Origin of the sequence: Pseudoalteromonas sp. Z9A5 (genome assembly GCF_011378875.1) — a bacterium.
In the GTDB taxonomy this organism is placed as follows: Bacteria; Pseudomonadota; Gammaproteobacteria; order Enterobacterales; family Alteromonadaceae; genus Pseudoalteromonas.
This window is the reverse complement of record NZ_WTLC01000020.1, coordinates 14482-31463: the sequence shown is the minus strand read 5'-3', so window position 1 is coordinate 31463 and position 16982 is coordinate 14482. Positions and strand designations below refer to the sequence as shown.

Annotated in this window: 12 protein-coding genes; 4 read left to right on the top strand and 8 right to left on the bottom strand. The window is 36.9% G+C overall.

Annotated features, from left to right (window positions below):
• Position 1 precedes the first annotated feature (1 nt).
• Positions 2–856, bottom strand: a complete 855-nt coding sequence (gene prs, locus GQR56_RS11750) for a ribose-phosphate diphosphokinase (protein WP_166111631.1) — start codon at positions 854–856, stop codon at positions 2–4.
• Positions 857–1041: 185 nt separating this feature from the next.
• Between prs and GQR56_RS11745 the strand changes: the two genes are divergently transcribed.
• Positions 1042–1740 carry an NUDIX domain-containing protein gene (locus GQR56_RS11745; RefSeq protein ID WP_024612176.1) on the top strand — a complete coding sequence of 233 codons (699 nt, stop codon included), beginning with the start codon at positions 1042–1044 and terminating at the stop codon, positions 1738–1740.
• A gap of 89 nt (positions 1741–1829) precedes the next feature.
• Here GQR56_RS11745 and GQR56_RS11740 read toward each other — a convergent pair whose 3' ends face one another.
• Positions 1830–2840: an SMI1/KNR4 family protein gene (locus GQR56_RS11740; RefSeq protein WP_166111627.1), complete on the bottom strand. Its 1011-nt coding sequence runs from the start codon at positions 2838–2840 to the stop codon at positions 1830–1832.
• A gap of 259 nt (positions 2841–3099) precedes the next feature.
• Between GQR56_RS11740 and GQR56_RS11735 the strand changes: the two genes are divergently transcribed.
• Positions 3100–5775, top strand: a complete 2676-nt coding sequence (locus GQR56_RS11735) for a DEAD/DEAH box helicase (protein ID WP_206018161.1) — start codon at positions 3100–3102, stop codon at positions 5773–5775.
• A 41-nt stretch (positions 5776–5816) separates the two neighbouring features.
• A complete protein-coding gene (locus GQR56_RS11730; RefSeq protein ID WP_166111624.1) occupies positions 5817–6341 on the top strand; it encodes a hypothetical protein in 525 nt (174 codons plus the stop codon).
• A gap of 87 nt (positions 6342–6428) precedes the next feature.
• Here GQR56_RS11730 and GQR56_RS11725 read toward each other — a convergent pair whose 3' ends face one another.
• The 3 genes from GQR56_RS11725 to GQR56_RS11715 form a co-directional block, all read right to left on the bottom strand.
• Complete coding sequence (locus GQR56_RS11725) at positions 6429–7178, bottom strand: DUF6515 family protein (protein WP_166111621.1); 750 nt, start codon at positions 7176–7178, stop codon at positions 6429–6431.
• A gap of 380 nt (positions 7179–7558) precedes the next feature.
• Positions 7559–7816, bottom strand: a complete 258-nt coding sequence (locus tag GQR56_RS11720; RefSeq protein WP_166111618.1) for a hypothetical protein — start codon at positions 7814–7816, stop codon at positions 7559–7561.
• Between the two features lie 386 nt (positions 7817–8202).
• On the bottom strand, positions 8203–9342 hold the full coding sequence (locus GQR56_RS11715) for an alkene reductase (RefSeq protein WP_166111615.1): 1140 nt from the start codon (positions 9340–9342) through the stop codon (positions 8203–8205).
• Positions 9343–9473: 131 nt separating this feature from the next.
• Between GQR56_RS11715 and GQR56_RS11710 the strand changes: the two genes are divergently transcribed.
• Positions 9474–10391, top strand: a complete 918-nt coding sequence (locus GQR56_RS11710) for a LysR family transcriptional regulator (protein WP_007587269.1) — start codon at positions 9474–9476, stop codon at positions 10389–10391.
• On the opposite strand, the gene GQR56_RS11705 is transcribed toward GQR56_RS11710, so the two are convergent.
• The 3 genes from GQR56_RS11705 to GQR56_RS11695 are packed head-to-tail and all read right to left on the bottom strand — an operon-like array spanning position 10386 to position 16885.
• Positions 10386–11456 (bottom strand): cytochrome c peroxidase, encoded by a 1071-nt coding sequence (locus tag GQR56_RS11705; protein WP_166111612.1) that lies wholly within the window; start codon positions 11454–11456, stop codon positions 10386–10388. The genes GQR56_RS11710 and GQR56_RS11705 overlap by 6 nt on opposite strands.
• Positions 11449–14127 (bottom strand): TonB-dependent receptor plug domain-containing protein, encoded by a 2679-nt coding sequence (locus GQR56_RS11700; RefSeq protein WP_165739955.1) that lies wholly within the window; start codon positions 14125–14127, stop codon positions 11449–11451. Before GQR56_RS11700 ends, GQR56_RS11705 begins: the two co-directional genes overlap by 8 nt.
• 13 nt (positions 14128–14140) lie before the next feature.
• Positions 14141–16885 (bottom strand): Ig-like domain-containing protein, encoded by a 2745-nt coding sequence (locus GQR56_RS11695; protein ID WP_166111609.1) that lies wholly within the window; start codon positions 16883–16885, stop codon positions 14141–14143.
• Positions 16886–16982 lie beyond the last annotated feature (97 nt).

Sequence of the window (16982 nt, the reverse complement as noted above, 5' to 3'; positions counted from 1 at the left end):
CTTACATCTCAATTATTTGTAAACTAATGTTGTTACTATTTTTAAACTCATTAGCCGGTTTAAACGAATCTGTTGTGTAAATTTTATCAATTAGGCCTTCAAAAACATCAAGCCCTTTTGAAAAAATGCCATGAGTTATAAAAAGAGAAATTTCAACAGCGCCATTACTTTTTAGTACCTTGGCAAGTTCGATAAAGGTTCTGCCTCCATCACATATATCATCAGCAATAAGTACGCTTTTACCTTTAACATCGCCAATAATTTCTGTTTTTACTATTTCGCCTGTTTTTAAGTTTCTTACTTTTTGAGCTTGAATAACGTCAGGTACACCATTGAATTTTTCTGAAATTTTAATGGTTTTTTTACTCGCCCCAGCATCTGGAGAAATAAGAGTTAGTTCGCCTTTTGCTAAGCGCTGGCTTAGCTCTTCGCAGCGTGCAAGTAACGAAATTTGTTCAATATTGGTGACTCCATTAATTAAAGCAGGGGATACATCGCTATGCGCATCCCAAATAGTCACTTTTGAAAAGTTTAAGCTATTAATAAAGTTTGCCATAACAGCTGCGCCTAACGCTTCTCCTTCAACACATACTCGGTCTTGGCGTGCATAAGGAAAATAAGGAATAACAAGTTCGATAGGCGCACTTTCATTTGTTAATCTTTTTAAGGCATCGACAGCAATCATTAATCTAACCATTTTTGAAGAATTGGTTAGTCGTTCAAAAATCTCTATTTTGATAGAGTCTGAAAAAGTAGCCGTGTTAAACCTCACATGCTCTTCGCCACCAGAAAAAGTAAAGTGATCATAATCAACTAACGATTTATTACCTGATGAGTCATAACTAAATACTTTCATTTTTTGTCCTTTTAATGTTTGTGTCTTAGCGACACAATTAAATTACCAAATGTACTTATACTAATCAAGCTATTTTTTAAACTAAATCACTGAACTTATATATGTCTGTGATTGTACTGCGGCTTGAAATTGAAGTACGTTTAATTTATTGTGTCATTAAGACATTAACTTAACGGAAGTACGCTGTGACTGAACATTACGATATTACCGAATATAAAAATCCATTATTTACAGTTGATAGTGTACTGTTTACCGTTAAAAACGGTGCTTTAAAAGTACTCATGGTTAAGCGTGCGAGTGAACCATTTATAGGTCGATGGGGTTTGCCAGGTGGGTTTGTTGATGTAGATATTGACGATAGTGTAAGTATGACGGCGCTTAGAAAGCTTAAAGAAAAAACCAGTGTAGCGCCTCAATATTTAGAGCAGTTGCAAACATACTCTGGTATTAATCGAGATCCGAGAGGGTTTAGTGTCACTTTGGTGTACTTTGCATTAATTGCAGAGGCGCAAGTATCAACCCACATAGAAACGGTTGACGATGCAAAGTGGATAGATTTAGATGAAGTAAATAATTTGCCAGTGGCTTTTGATCATAAGTATATTATTGAGCAAGCTAAAGCGCGTTTAAAACAAAAAGCATTGTATTCAATGGCGCCGGTTTATTGTTTGCCAGAGCATTTTACCGTAGGGCAATTTAAGTCCGTAATTGAAACCATTATAGGTAAGCCTGTTCAGCGTAAAAGTATTATTAGACGCATTGAAGCTGCTGATATGTTTGAAACACTAGATGAAAAAGTTAAATCGGGCGGACGCTTAGCGCAGTTATACAAAGTAAAAGCCGGCGTTGATATTGTAAACTTTGAGCGTAATTTAAGTGTTTAATAAATTAAACAAACGCTCTTAAAGTAATCATAAGAGCGCTTTTTTACTTCAGGTAAGTGCTATTAAAGTAAGTTCTTAAGCTATTGGAGTTATTCAGAGCTATCGGCAGTAATAAAGCCTTTTAGAAACTCACTTAACGTTTTAGCCTCGTAAATGGCACTTTGTTCATCTGCGCCAAATGATATTACTTGTCCTGATGTACCTTTGGTATTTGGTGCAAAATCCAGTGCTATAAAGTTTCCACCTCCCAAATTAAAAAATGGTACCCAATAAGGAGTAACGTATATGGGTACGGTTTTTATATTACTTTCATTATCTGTGTCGAATAACTCTTCTTGAGTCCATTCATTATAAATAGACTGCCAGTCGCGCCATTCTTTTAAAATGCGTTGAATGCTCATAAATGCTGTATTTTCGACACCATTATGTAGTGTTAAAAACAATTTTAGTATAGCTGGGAATGCAAAGCCGGCTTCGTTTTCAAATTCAGCATAAATAGCATCGTTGTTTTTGGGCTCAATAACATTGAGGTTATTTTGTTTTACCAACGCTTTAAAATATTGTTCAATTAATTCAAAGTTATCAGATGCATTGAGCTGTATAAAAGGCGTTAAAAAGTCAGCTTTTTCTTTAGTTAACTTTTCAGCAATAAAGCTATTTGGAACTTGGCTACAAATAAACTCCCCCATACCTTTATGAGTAAGCTCTTTTTCGTTGTTAAAAAGGGAGCGACTTGAACTGCTATTACTTGTAAATGTATATACTTTAGGTGTTGATGCGTTTTTATTAATTGAGCTGAACCACTGATTAAATAGAGGCGTTGCTTCTATTTCCATGGTTAAAATTTCTTTGTCCTGTAAAAAAGCAATACCATACGCTTTTTCTGACGTTGTATCTGGGGTAATAATGAGTAACTTTAACGTACTCTTTGCTGTTAAATTTTGTATTTCTTTAAAAATAGCTTCTCTAAAAATACTCATACTGCCAAAGTTATCTAAATTTTCAAACTCTGGCAGTGTATTTATTTTTATTAAATCAAAGTGAAAATCACCCCACTTATTTTCTTTTAAATTTTCAGTGTAAGTTATGATGTTTTTCATTTTTCCTCTTTTTATGTAATCCATTGCGCTGATTTTTAGCAGCTTATCATTTTATTATACTTTATAAGAATAAACATGTAACACACTGTTTAATTTGCAATTTATTAACAGGTGTAATAGCTTGCTAGTAATTATTTACCTTAATTTTTATCTTAGAAAAGTATAATATGTTTATTAGTGAGTACTTGTTATTTTTAATTACAGGGTCGCTTACAGAGCATAATAAGTTAATACACCATTTTAATAAGGCGTTTCAATTTTGAGCAGTAAAAATGTACTTTCTTATTATCGTGATTGTTATAAAGAAGATAGCGCGGATTTAAATTTATGGAATTTAAATAAATTAAAAAAAGAAGACCGCCTTATTCTTGAGGGTCGTGATGATTTAGGTTCAGGCTTTTTACCGCGTCTTCCTATTCCCAAAGAATTTGCTGATCAAATGATGAAGCGCGTTGAGGTGTATCAACGAGAGCGAGTATTACTTTATGCTCGCTTTATATTCGTTGGTAACATAGAAGTTAAGGGCGAGATAAAGCAGGTTGTTTCGCCTATTTTATTTAATGAAGCCGTTATTGAAAAAGAGCAGGACGACTATTACTTCTCTTTAAATGAACATCACCCCGATATAAATGAATCATTAACAGAACTTTTAATGCCTGAGGTTAATAAGCTTGCAAATATTGATGAAACGACTGATATTCAGTCAGCTTATTTTTGGACATCGTTATTAAAAGAAAGCCCGTTAGGGCTCAATGTGCTTGAGCTTTTAAACTACCCTGAACTTGCTAATTATGACGAAATAAAAAAAGCCTTAAAAAATAAAGAGCCTACACTTTTACCTGCCTCGATGCTTATTTTTGTTGAGCGTTCAAGTAGCAGCCGTGGTGTGCTTCATGAATTAGAAGAAATCATAGAATCAAATAAACTGCCGCCTCCTATAAACGCTTTAATTGGGGCTGTGCAGCCCATCAACGAAAATAAAAAATTAAAGTATGAGTACTTGCCTGGTTTACTATCGGGTCCGCAAAAAAAAGTAATTTCGATTGCAGCAAATATCAATTTAGGATGTGTTTCTGGACCGCCAGGGACAGGAAAAAGTTACACCATTGCAGCTATTGCAGCAGAGCATATGGCGCGAGGAGAGTCGGTGCTTATTGTTGCAAACAATAACCCCGCACTTGATGTAATAGCCGATAAGCTCGATGAAAACTTTGGTTTAAGTGATGTGTCTATACGTGCTGGGCAAAAAGAATTTTTAAAAAAACTAAAAGACTATATTGCCGATTTATTAGCAGGGTACTTAGCGGATGAGCAAGATAACCCCGCGCTTATTGAGTCTAAACTAAACGAATTAAACACCTTATTAAATGAGCTAGAGCAACGTTTTAGTCAGTTTTGCCACCGAGCAATAATTAGAGGGAAAAGACTCAAAAATCTTGAAGAAAAAAATATTAAATGGCTTACACATTTATACATTAAATTTGCTCGTCGTGGTATTGGGCAATTAGCAAAGCAATGGTCTTCGTTAGATCAAATAAATGCTCAGCAACTTAAAAGAGAAACGCTGGCGAGTAGTTATTTAAATGCGTTAAAAAATAAAAACCTCAACACGTTAGTTGATACACAACGTAAATCGCTAAACGCATTTAACCAAGCTATTCGCAGTCGCACATCAAAAAGGCAGTTTGAGCTTTTTGATAATATAGAATATGGTCCTTTATTATCTGCTTTTCCGGTGTGGTTGGTTAGTTTAAATACGCTGTATAGAGTACTCCCGTTAAAAGCCGAAATGTTTGACTTAGTAATTATTGATGAAGCCACGCAATGTAATATCAGTAGTTGCTTACCCGCACTTTATCGCGCAAAAAGAGCGATGATTGTGGGCGACACTAAACAGTTAAGACATTATTCTTTTTTGGCAAAAAGTAAAGAATCTCAACTGATGTCTAAAAATAATGTGAGCCTTAGCGATGGCGGCATTATGAGTTATCGTGACAACTCTATTTTAGATTTAGCCTTAAATGCATTGAATAATAATAAACAGCTCGCATTTTTAGATGAGCATTTTAGAAGTAAGCCAGAGCTAATTCATTTTAGTAATGAGCATTTTTATCAATCAAAACTAAAAATAATGCAGCATAGACCCTGCACAAGCACGGGAAATTTACTTGTACAACGTGTAGATGGGATTAGAGATAGTGCGGGCATTAACCATCTTGAAGCAAGCAGTGTTATAAACGCGATTAAGTTACAAATTAGTGATGATAAAAGCACTGGAATAAACCATAGCATTGGCGTTGTATCGCCTTTTAGAAACCAAGCTGATTATATTGCCAAAGAAATAGAAGCTCATTTTAGTGATGCTGAAATAATAAAACACAAAATTAGAGCCGCTACTCCATTTGGTTTTCAAGGTGAAGAACGAGATATTATGCTTATCTCTTTTGCGGTTGATAATAATGCAAAAAGAGCCGCAGCTTATATAAATAAAGCGGATGTGTTTAATGTGTGCATTACACGGGCAAGACAAAAGCAATACGTATTTTTATCAATAGATGAAACGCAGTTGCCAGAGCATTATTTATTAAGGCGCTATTTAAGTTCAATAACGCAGTTTAAAGCAACTCATAATATTACATCGGAAATTGATGAGTTTCAGCAACGTGTTATTGATGAACTAACACAGTTAAAAATAGAAACGTGGGCTGGTTATACAATAGCTGGAACGGATGTTGATATTTTGTGCCGTCATAATGGTCAATATCTCGCAATTAATTTAATTGGTTTTCCTGGACCATGGGCTGACTTTTTTGAGCTCGATACCTATAAATTATTTAGCCGCGCTAATATAGAAATACTGCCAATTAGTTATGGATTATGGGTTGTTGATAAAAGTACATGTGTACAGCATATTGTTAGTAAGCTTAGTGTTTAAAAGTACTTTTAAACATCCTTCATTATATAAAAGGAGCTTTTATGTTTTTATCTATTTTTAAGCCAGAATATGGCTACTACGGCTTGTTTTTGATGAGTATTATAACTTTTCCCACTTTACTTATTTGGGCATATTTTATAAAAAAAGAGCATGAACGGACTAAGGGTTATGATATTGAAATTGATGCAAAAAATCATAACATGACGGTAGATGAGTTTATTGAAAAAGAATTAAAGGAAGAAATTAAACCTCTTAGTAATTTAAAACAGCTCGTAAATAATATTCATGAAAAATTACATGTCATTTTTATGGTTTTATTTTTTTGTATGCCTGTCATTATAGCTATCTATAGTTCTTCTATATTAATATTTGCAGATAGTTACTTTATTCATTTTCTTGTGTATGCAGCTATTTGGTTTGGATATGGGTATTTTTTAATGCCTTTTATTGAAGGGTTTGGTGAGGGGGCTATGGTATTTATACCTCACTATATTGCTTTCATAATTGTTTTTATTTTTAGTTCATTAATCGTCACAGTTAGATGGTTAATTGGTGTGTTGTGGTAATTAAAGCGTATTTTAGAGTGGGTTATATTCAATAAAAAGGCTCAGCTATTAATAGCTGAGCCTTTTTATTTAAGACGAATAAGACGATTAACCAAGGCTTATTGCGAGGTATTTTATTTCATCGCCACTTATTTGCGGTAAAAAGTAAATATCGTTGTATTTAAAATATTGTTTAGAATTAATGGTTACAGCCTCTGCCGATGAGGGCAGTGAGTCATAGGTTTCACCTAAACTATAATCATTAGCATTGCCTATTTTGATTGCTTTATTTAATTGTATATTTGGTGTGTCTACAACGGTGTAGCCATCGTTATCAGCAACGTAATACACGTTTTGATATGTATAATATGTAGTGTTGTGATGCCTTACACGTGAGTAATGCTTAGGTAGGGATCTTATACGCAACCCTCTTGGCGGTATTACTGAGCGGTAACCACTTTTAGCTTTACGATAATAAATTCCATCGTTAAAAGTAAAAGAAATACCATTAAATCTGATAGATGCACTATTACGCGGTAAGTGATTTATTAATCTACCTGGTCTGTAAGTAACAACTTTATGGTGATTACTTTTAACGTAAGCACGTTTACGATTTTCATATTTACGTTGCTCGCGTTTATCTTGCTTATACTCAATGCGTTTTTTCTTTTCGTGCCTGCGTTCATCACGCTTATATTCAACACGTTTTTCGTGCTTGCGTTCGTCACGTTTATGTTCAATACGTTTATCGTGATCGCGTTTATAGCTCTTGCTGTTTTCCTCGCTCGGCGCCCCAAGCGCCGAACCCGACACAGTGCCTATAACAAGCAGTGCGGGTAGTAAAAAAGTAAGTTTCATAGTATGCCTCGTTTATGTTGTTACATAACTAAGTTCAATACTAACGCCTTAAACTGAATGGTAACTGATATGTGCTAGTTTCAGAGACAGACCTTACAGCTTTTTACATTTTACTGACAGTTATTGACATACTTAGTTGTTTTTGACGATTTTACAGGGTAATTATATTCTTTGTAATGGGGTTTATTACGAGAGGTATTTTAATAATATTGCTATTAAATTATATACTTGGATTGTCTTGTTGCGCTTAGAAAACGTTATTTCTGTGCATTTTTAGATGGGGTAATACCAATAAAATAGAGTTTAAGTAGTGTAAAAAGCTAAGTTTGCGGCACGTTGTTTATTGCCGCAAACATGACTTTATATTTTAAAGTACGCATCTATCTTTTAATAAATTTAAGGCTTGGGTGGTACGTTATGGTATTAACTTTAACAAATGCTGTGTTATTAACGTTTCTTTTAACAACTTTAACGGGAACGTACTTGATTACCTTAGTTTGGTTAATTTTTTTCAGTTCTCGTTTTAGCTGAACCTTTTTATATTCTTGCTTTGTATATCTATCATGTGATGCTGCAAATGCAGAACTAGATAAAGTGCCAATAACTAATAGTGCCGGTAGTATAAATGTAAGTTTCATAATATTGCCTCGTTTGTGGTTAACATGGCTAGTATTGACGTTTGAAACTGAATGCCAACTGCATGTAAGAGCAATGCAGGGAGGCTTTACACCCTTTTACTTATCTTTACTATTCTTGACGCTAATACCAATCCGCAGTAATACTTAATCAATTTGAGAGATTAAATCTAACGTTAACTCGATTAAAAAATAACTGCTATACGGTTGCATAAATGCCGAAGGTAGAGCAATGCAAGAGCAATTATCGAGAACAATTAATAATAAAATTTTAGCAGTGTTATCAACACCGTTTTCTTACCTAAAAACAGGTAGCTTAATTAAGCTACCTGTTATAAAACCGTATTGGTTCTATACCAATTTTATATATCGTTTAGAGTTTAGGTTTACTACTTTTGATAAAACGGGTAATCGCTATAACCCACTTCAGTGCCGCCATACATGGTCGCTGCATCGGCTTCGTTAAACGTCCAATTATTCGCTATACGCTCTGGTAAATCAGGGTTAGCTATAAATGGGCGACCAAATGCAAATAAGTCACCGTAACCTTCACCTAAAATACGAATTGCCTTTTCTACTGTATATTTACCAGCATAAATAATGCGACCAGAGAATTCAGCTCTTACCGCTTTGTAAAACTGTTCTGGTAAATCAGGGGCGTTATCCCAATCAGCTTCCGCAATTGATAGATAAGCAATACCTGCTTTTTCAAGTATTTTTACAGCTTCTACATAAGTGTGGTGAGGGTCTGATTCTACAAGCCCTAAATACACTCTTGTTTCATCTGTACTTGCAAACAAAGGAGCAAAACGTACACCTAAACGATCGGCACCCACTACGCCACTCACAGCATCCACTATCTCTTTTAAAAAGCGCAGGCGATTAGTAAGTGTTCCACCGTATTGATCGTCACGATTATTAGTGTGCTCAGAAATAAACTGATTAACTAAATAGCCGTTAGCACAATGAAGCTCCACACCATCAAAGCCTGCTTCTAAAGCATTGCGTGCAGCTTGAGCATACATATTTACTAGCTCACCAACCTCAGCAGTGCTTAGGGCTCGGGGTTCACTTGGGTTAGCAAGCGAGCCCTCAGTAGGTGCGGTTTCAATAAAGACTTTTACATTGTCAGCAACAATATCTGAAGGGCCAACCGGTTTATCTGCATTTGGTTGTAACGACGTGTGTGATACACGACCTACATGCCAAAGCTGAGCAAAAATAACACCGCCTTTAGCGTGTACGGCTTTTGTTACTTTTTTCCAACCTTCAATTTGTGCTTGCGAGTGAATACCAGGGGTCCAAGCGTAGCCTTGACCTCGAGGTTCTATTTGCGTGCCTTCGGTAACCATAAAGCCAGCTGACGTGCGCTGCGCATAATATTCAGCCATTAATTCATTAGGAATATTACCCGGCTGAGTGCTGCGAGAGCGTGTTAGTGGTGGCATTACAATACGGTTTTTAAGCGTGAAAGGACCAAGTTCTACAGATGAAAATAACGTACTGGTATCTGAAATAGGATGATTCATTAAAACTCTCTCTTAAAGCAAACTTAGTGGCTTATTACCTCGCATTTAACGAGATAAAATATTGTGATGGGCTTAATCAGCAATTTGCTGCTTAAGCAATGTTGGTAAGGGTAGAGTTTTAAAGATACAATTTGAAACAACAGTTTTTTGTTTTAGATACAATTATGAATGGTATTAATAGGCTCGATATTAAACAGCTCAGAGTGCTTAACGCATTACTTGATTTAAAAAACCTTTCGCAAGTGGCTCGTAAAATGGGTTTAACTCAACAAGCAATTAGTGAGCAGTTACGAAAACTGCGCGATTTATTTGATGATCGTTTATTTATACGCCAAGGTAATAGTATGGTGCCGACCCCTAAAGCCCTCGCTATGCAGCAGCCTATTATTCATATATTAAAACAACTAGAAACCTTGCTAGAGCCAGAGTTATTTACACCACAAAGCTACAAAGGTGTATTTACTATTAGTGCGACCGATTATGCAACGCAGGCGTTATTGCCTCAGCTTTTTAATATAACCCGCCGCGAAGCACCAGGTTTAAAGCTTATAGTGCGCGACTTTGCATCCGACAACGTTAATCAACTTATAACCGCAGGCGAACTTGATTTACTTATAAGTTTTCCTGAGTTTATTCCTGACAACTTAGCGTATGTCACTTTGCTAGAAGAGCAGCACTTGTGTATTACAGGCTGTAAAAATGAGTTTGAAAATGAGCCCTTAACACTCTCGCAAATTGCAGCGCACCCACAGCTGGTAGTGTCGCCTTCGCGCGCTAATTTACGTGGATCACACGATCAATGGTTTGCAAATAAGGGTTTAAAGCGAAATATTGTTATGTCGGTACCGAGCTTTTCAGCAGTGCCCGACATTTTACATACAACCGATATGTTGGCGTTTTACCCATCAAGATTATTACCAAACAGCAAAGTTAAACAGCTTAAAACGCAGGCGCTACCACCTACATTTAAAGTAATAGCCGCATGGCATCCTCGTACTAATAACAGTCCAATTCATAAATGGTTGATAGAACAACTGCAAAACTTATAAAATTCTTAGAAATGCAACGAGATCTAAACGCTCTTGCTTAGTTAATTTTAATGGCTTTAGTAGTTTCGTTGTTTTAGGGAAATGTGGATCGTTCAACTGGGTTTTTCTGGGCTTAGGTCTTGCTCCACCATGGTTGTACATGTTTACTATACCCAGTAGATCATCAAAAAGCCCATTGTGCATCCAAGGAAATGTTTGTGTTAAACCTAGTAATGATGGGGTTCTAAATAACCCTATATCACTTGGGTTATTTGTAATATTAAAGCGTCCTTTATCTTCAAAGTGGCGACCGTAGTAATGAAGCCCTGTGCCATGAAATTGGTTGTCACTTAATAGCGCGCCATTATGGCAAGTCATACATTTTGCTTTGGTTCTAAATAAATGTAACCCGTTTAATTCACTATCTGATAAGTGTCTAACCGCTTTTTTTGGATTACTCTGAACCTCATTAATAAATGATTTAAAACGAGTATTAGGTGCAATGAGTGTTCGCTCAAAAGCTACGAGGGCTTCTGCCATTTGTGCCATGGAGAGCGTATTTGAATTAAAAGCACTTTTATTAAATGCCGTATAGCTTTTATCTTTATTGACTCGCATTAAAGCTTTTTGTGGATCTAAGTCCATTTCAATTGGGTTGCTAATGGGCATAAGTGCTTGTTGCTCAGCTGTTTTAGCGCGACCATCCCAAAAAAAACTTTGCCACTGATCTATACCAAAAATTGCAGGGGTATTGCGGGTGCCCACTTGATCATTTATACCGATTGCAGTGGCACGACCATCATGAAAACCCTTATCTCGTTCATGACAACTTGCGCAGCTTACGGTTTTATCGCGTGAAAGCTGTGTATCATGAAAAAGCTTATTGCCAAGTGCAACGTGCTCTGCCCGTGGAGTGGCTATTGGCAATAGCGAAAGAGGCTCAACTATACGCTCATCACTGGTTTGAATGGCAGGCCAATTTACTTGGCTCTTACTATACAAACCACGTAGCTCTGTGTTGCTGTATTGTTGAGCGTGCATACTAAGGGGGAGTAATAATGTTATTAAACCAAGTAGCTTAATCATATTTATAAGTTACTCCAAGCCAAAACATTCGACCAGGTTCAATGCCAGCGGCTCCTTCGTTTACATTGTAAGTACGGGCGTTTAAAAGGTTAGATACATCAGCGCGTATTTCTACGTTGTGTTTTTCACTAATTTTAGGATTATATCGTAAGCTTAAGCCGACCATAGTGCGGGCACGAATAACACGTTGCTCATAAACATCAACCAAAGTAGATGTAATAGGGCAACTAATACAGCTCTTGTCTAGCTCAACGCTTTCACTCGCGCCTGTGCTAACAGCTGTATCAAAGCTACCACTATAGGTAATGTTTAAGCCTGTACTAAGTGAATCAAGCCAGTCAACATTCCAACCCATAGCGCCGGTTACGGGAGTTCCAAAATTGGTGCGAATTTGAGATAACTGGTTAAGTGTAACAAGTTCACCTTCTTCTTTAGCATTAACGTAATAAACTAGCTCATCAAGAGGGGTGTTATTTGCGGTTGCATTGTAGCTGTCGTTTGACACTTTATTTTGCGCATATGAAGCATTTGCCCAGAATGAATGTGCTTTAAATTGTGCACTCCATGCAATCGAGTAACGCTCAGAGCTACCTGTACCGCTGTTTGTTATTTCAATATATTTGAAGCCATCTTCACTTGGCGTATCAGCAGTTGAGCGAGACAATTGTTGATGCTTTTTCCGTTTTACATACTTAAGTGAAAAGTTACCAATTTTTTCAAATGAGTGAGCTATACCAAAAGCTAACTCGTCATCAAAAGGTGTTTGCACATCGTTAAAACGATATTTAAATGCGCCAGTGTAATTAGAGGGTAACCAGCCTTGTAAGTAGCCGTTTTCGATAGGGCGGTATTCGTTATACGAAAAGTTTTGTTGCTCTTTTATTTTATAACCAATAATTCCTGAATCATAATAACGGTTTACGCCTGCGCTTATTATTGTACGTCCATCATTAAACACATCGTAACCAAGCGAAATACGCGGGGCTAAGTTATGATTTTTTAAAAAATCATCATAGTTATAGCGCATTCCTAAGTTAATATTTACATGACCAAGCGTTAAATGATCGGTGATATATAAAGCGCCACGGTTAAGTCCTACATTTATATATTCAGCAGGTGTAACTTTACGACCATTAAAATACTGTGCAGTACTTACAATGTTATCGCTATAAGCTGCAATATGTTCAGGGTTATTAAAATCAATACTCCCTCCCAATTGCTCGGTAAGTTGCTCTATAGAAATAGCAGATTCAAGCGATTGGCAATCAAGCGTGTAACCGCTGCAATTAAGTGGTGCACTGGCGCTTGACCAAATAATAGGAGAGTCGTATGTGTAACTATTTTGAAAACGTTCACGTTTCACTTCTTGGTGTATAAGCTCTATACCAGCTTTAATATTGTGCTCTACACTCAAAAATTTAAACGTATTAAAATCGAGAGTGTTTTTCCAACTCGTGGTCAATTGTGTGTTATCGAGCGCCCCATACCCACCTTGCTTGGAATAACGCGTATTAGATAATCCTTGGTCCGCAAATTCTCCCCATTGCTTTCCTTTTGCCTGCAACCAATTATAAAAGTGATCTTGGGACTCTCGACTGCTATCGCTTAAATTTACATTAAGGTTACTGTGCCATGTAGCAAAGCTTAAATTTTCTGTTAGCGATATTACGCCGCCCACTGCTCCACCTTCTAAGTGAAAGTTACTGTCTTTGGTATCAACAATAAAGTTATCAACTTCGTAAGGGGCGTACATTAAACTAATATCAAGCTGATCGACCCAGCCATTTTTGTATCCATATTTAACTAATGCATTAATATTTCGGCGACTTTGCGTTTTTGGTTGACCCAGTGAAAAATCACTAATGTCGCTGGTAAGGTAATTAACGCTTACCATAAGTCCGTGGCGTTCATTGAGTTGTTTATTGGCGCTCAATGAGTAACTTATTTTTTTAAACTCTGGGGCTTCTAGCGCTTCATCATCAACATTTCGTTGTCCAGACTCTTCATCAGCTTTAAGAAAATGGTATTCTCCCCAGCTACTTTGATTCCCACGCACACCAAAGCTAAAGCTGTCTTTTGCAAAAGCACTTTTGGTTTTAGCATCAACAATTCCACCTGAAAAACCACCAAATTCGGCTGGAATGTTATGGTCGTACACGGTTATTGATTCAACAATATCTGAATTTACATTCATGCTTTGCACACCGCCCGACACATCATTGCTGGTAGCTGTAACTCGTGTAGCACTGGCGGGATCAATACGGTTGTTGTAGTTCATGCCATCAATCGAAAACCCTGTTTGCCAAGGTTGCGCGCCAGAAATAGATATTTCGGGTGCGCTAATTTCAGCCAAGCTTTCAATACTAAAAGCGTCGTTACTGAGTTGTACTCCAGGGAGGAGGGCAATTAACTCATTTATATCCCCATTACCTTTAGCGGTCGAGGTTATAAAGTTACGGTCGAGGTATGAGCGACCAATTACTTCAGGCACTTCAATACCTATGTACTGACCTTTTACTTCTATGTGTTCTAAGGCTTCACAACGTTTTTTTTCTTCATTTTGTAAAGTACTGCATATGGGTTTTGACTGGTCGGTCTGCTCTTGCTCGTTCGCTGCATAAGCGTTTTGGGTAAGCAAAAGCAGACACGCTAAGGTGCTAGGTGTCTGCATTTAAATCTCTTAATTAATTACCAAGTGGAGTACTGTCTTCGCTATCAATAATGCCGTCATTGTCGGCATCTTGATCGGCTATTAAACCTGAGGCTGTTATGTCGTCTTCGCTTACATTTGGTAGGAAAAAGTTAGGAAGTCCGTCGTGATCGGTATCTACACTGGCAACTGCTTTTTCTCTAAAGTCATCACGGGCAGCTATTAAACTTGCCATTTCAGTATAAAGGTTGAGTTTATCTGCTGAGCCATTTACGCTATTTTCAATTAACGAAATTGCTTTAGCATTATCACCAAGAAGCACATGAGCAGAAACTAAGTCCATCATATTACTTTGTAATGCGGTGTCTGAAAGCGCAGTAATGCGTTCCTCTAAAGTATTAATTAACGTAGACGTTGGTGCTTTAAATCCTTGGTATTTAGCTTCATAGTCATTAATGTTTTGAGCATTAGCCCCCATAGATGACAACGCACTGTAAATAGTGAAATACCCAGTTTTAGGCGCTTCAATATCTAAAATATACTCTTTTAAAAGCTCAACTAGATCGGTTAATTGGTTGCTATCAAACTCTGAAATTAAAGGCGTAATTTCTTCAACCGATAAAGTAAATGTGTCTAATGCTTGTGTTGAATAACCCGCATCAATCATAAAACCAAGTGTTTCTAAGCGGTTCTCAAAGCGATCTTCAGGGGTTTCTAGTTCTGATATATGGTTAAGTAATTGCGTATATATAGCTGGGATACCATCTGTTGAGCCAGATCGAGTTAGCGTCATTATTACATTGCTATGAACTGAAATTTGGCTGCTAGATGAGAGTGTTTGTAGCTCACCGCTTTGTAGTTTTTCGAGCATAGTAATGCACTTTTCAGCTTGAACTTTTTCATCCATACCAACGCGACCGCTTATTTCAACAAAAGCAGAGCAGCCTCTAAAACCAGTAAGATACGTTGCATAACTCTCGGCTTGTATGTACTCATCTGAAATAAGTAAGTCACCGGCATAATTCATTACTTGTTGAGCTAAATCATTTCGATTAAATTGGCTCAAAATAAGTGCAGTACCAGGTAAGTTTGTAGTATCGGTTAACCCCTGAAATAGCACGTTATATTCATCTTTATCTTTAAAAGGTTGAGCAACTTCATCGAGTACTGTTGTTGCATCTTCGCCTGCTAATAAACGCTGCGCCACAATAAATGAAACCATTGAGCGTTGTGCAAATGATTGCTCCCACTCAGATGTAATTAGTTCATATGCAGGGTTTTGAGTTGTGTCGTACAGCGCCTCGATAAGTGTAGCCAAATTACTTAGTGCATACGGGTAGTAGCTAAGAGTTGCTTGTGAATAAGGTGAGGCAGCATAATTATAATTACTATCGAAATTAGTAATACCATAAAGAGCGAGTGCTTTATTAGTATATTCACGTGCAAGTTCTAACTGATTAGTTTGTAATAAAAACTCTGCCGACCATGCTAAATATAATATACGAGAGCGGTGAGTTGGCTCTCCTTTATAATCACCATTTTTTGCTATTACGTAGCCTGTTTTATTACTTAATTGAGCGAACGATTTAGCGAATAACTTTGCAGTTTCTAAGTTTTCAGCAGTGGGTGTCGCTGCATATGATTCAAGAGTTGAGCTTGCAGCACTTGAAAATGCAGTAATAAAGTACCCAAATGTAGTTGTAAACTCATCCTGTGCTGCGTTTAATGCATAGCCTTCAATTTGTTCAATTAAGCTAGTTGCTTGCGACAGTTGTAATGCATCTAAATAGTCTCGTGTAATAGTTAACAACCAAGATGCATCATTTCTGTCTATATTATCCAATCCTTTTTCAGCAAGGTATTGGTTATAAGATGTTAAAGCTAGCTCTCTATATTCTATAGCTTGCTCAGAGCGATTAATCGTATCCAGTGCACTGGCTACTTTTAAAAGCCCATCGGCATAGGCTGTTTGTTCATTAATCAGCGCTAAATACTCTTGTGCGGTAGTTAAAAAACCAGCGCGCGCATAAGCTGCAGCTTGAGTTTGATAAATACTATAACGAGATAGTTCATCGTTAATATTTTCTGTTATTAAATCGGCTTGTTTTAAATGAGACTTATCTGAGCTGTAGTAGTAGTTACGTTTGTCTTCATTTGTTACATAAGAGGGGCTAAGTGAAATAGTCGCAGTTAATGGCTCACTTATAATGCCGTCGGTATAACTAACGGTAAATTCATCATTTTGCGTAGTGAGTGTTTGTGCCTCATAGCTAAATTCACCAGTTTCACTATTTATAGATATTACACCACTACTTGGCGGTGTAAGTAGCGTAATGCTCACGGCATCACCATCAACATCACTAGTATTTATTTTACCTACACTTGTTGTTGAGGTAGTAAATGTAACATTAGTTGTTGAAATAGTAGGTTCATCATTAATGTTTTCAATAATAAAACGTACAACAACATCAGCGCTTAAACTGCCGTCACTTGCTGAAATAGTCGTGCTATCTTCACCAAAAAAATCAGCGTGTGGTGTGTAAGTAAATTCACCGTTAGCCTCTAATGTAATAATGCCGTTACTTGGCGATTGCGCCAAAGTATAACTAAGCGGGTCGTCGTCAGTGGCTGAAACCTGTCCTGAAAAAGCGGTATCTTCGTTAAGCGTAAAACTTAAATTTGATTGGGTAAATAATGGTGCACTGTTGCCCGAGCCGCTTCCACAACCTGCTAAAGCGAGTGCGCATAAAATAGGGGTAAATTTAATAAGTCTGTTCATTATTGTTAATATTAGAAGTTAATAATGTTGCGAATGATAACGCATATCAATTGTGTTTCACAGTTCGAAGTCGGTATTTATGTTAAAAATAAGAATG

Excerpts from the sequence above, each read along its gene's own strand:
- GQR56_RS11695 (WP_166111609.1), bottom strand. The coding sequence starts at position 16,885 with ATGAACAGACTTATTAAATTTACCCCTATTTTATGCGCACTCGCTTTA.
- GQR56_RS11700 (WP_165739955.1), bottom strand. The coding sequence starts at position 14,127 with ATGCAGACACCTAGCACCTTAGCGTGTCTGCTTTTGCTTACCCAAAAC.
- GQR56_RS11740 (WP_166111627.1), bottom strand. The coding sequence starts at position 2,840 with ATGAAAAACATCATAACTTACACTGAAAATTTAAAAGAAAATAAGTGG.
- GQR56_RS11725 (WP_166111621.1), bottom strand. The coding sequence starts at position 7,178 with ATGAAACTTACTTTTTTACTACCCGCACTGCTTGTTATAGGCACTGTG.
- GQR56_RS11720 (WP_166111618.1), bottom strand. The coding sequence starts at position 7,816 with ATGAAACTTACATTTATACTACCGGCACTATTAGTTATTGGCACTTTA.
- GQR56_RS11730 (WP_166111624.1), top strand. The coding sequence starts at position 5,817 with ATGTTTTTATCTATTTTTAAGCCAGAATATGGCTACTACGGCTTGTTT.
- GQR56_RS11705 (WP_166111612.1), bottom strand. The coding sequence starts at position 11,456 with ATGATTAAGCTACTTGGTTTAATAACATTATTACTCCCCCTTAGTATG.
- GQR56_RS11715 (WP_166111615.1), bottom strand. The coding sequence starts at position 9,342 with ATGAATCATCCTATTTCAGATACCAGTACGTTATTTTCATCTGTAGAA.
- prs (WP_166111631.1), bottom strand. The coding sequence starts at position 856 with ATGAAAGTATTTAGTTATGACTCATCAGGTAATAAATCGTTAGTTGAT.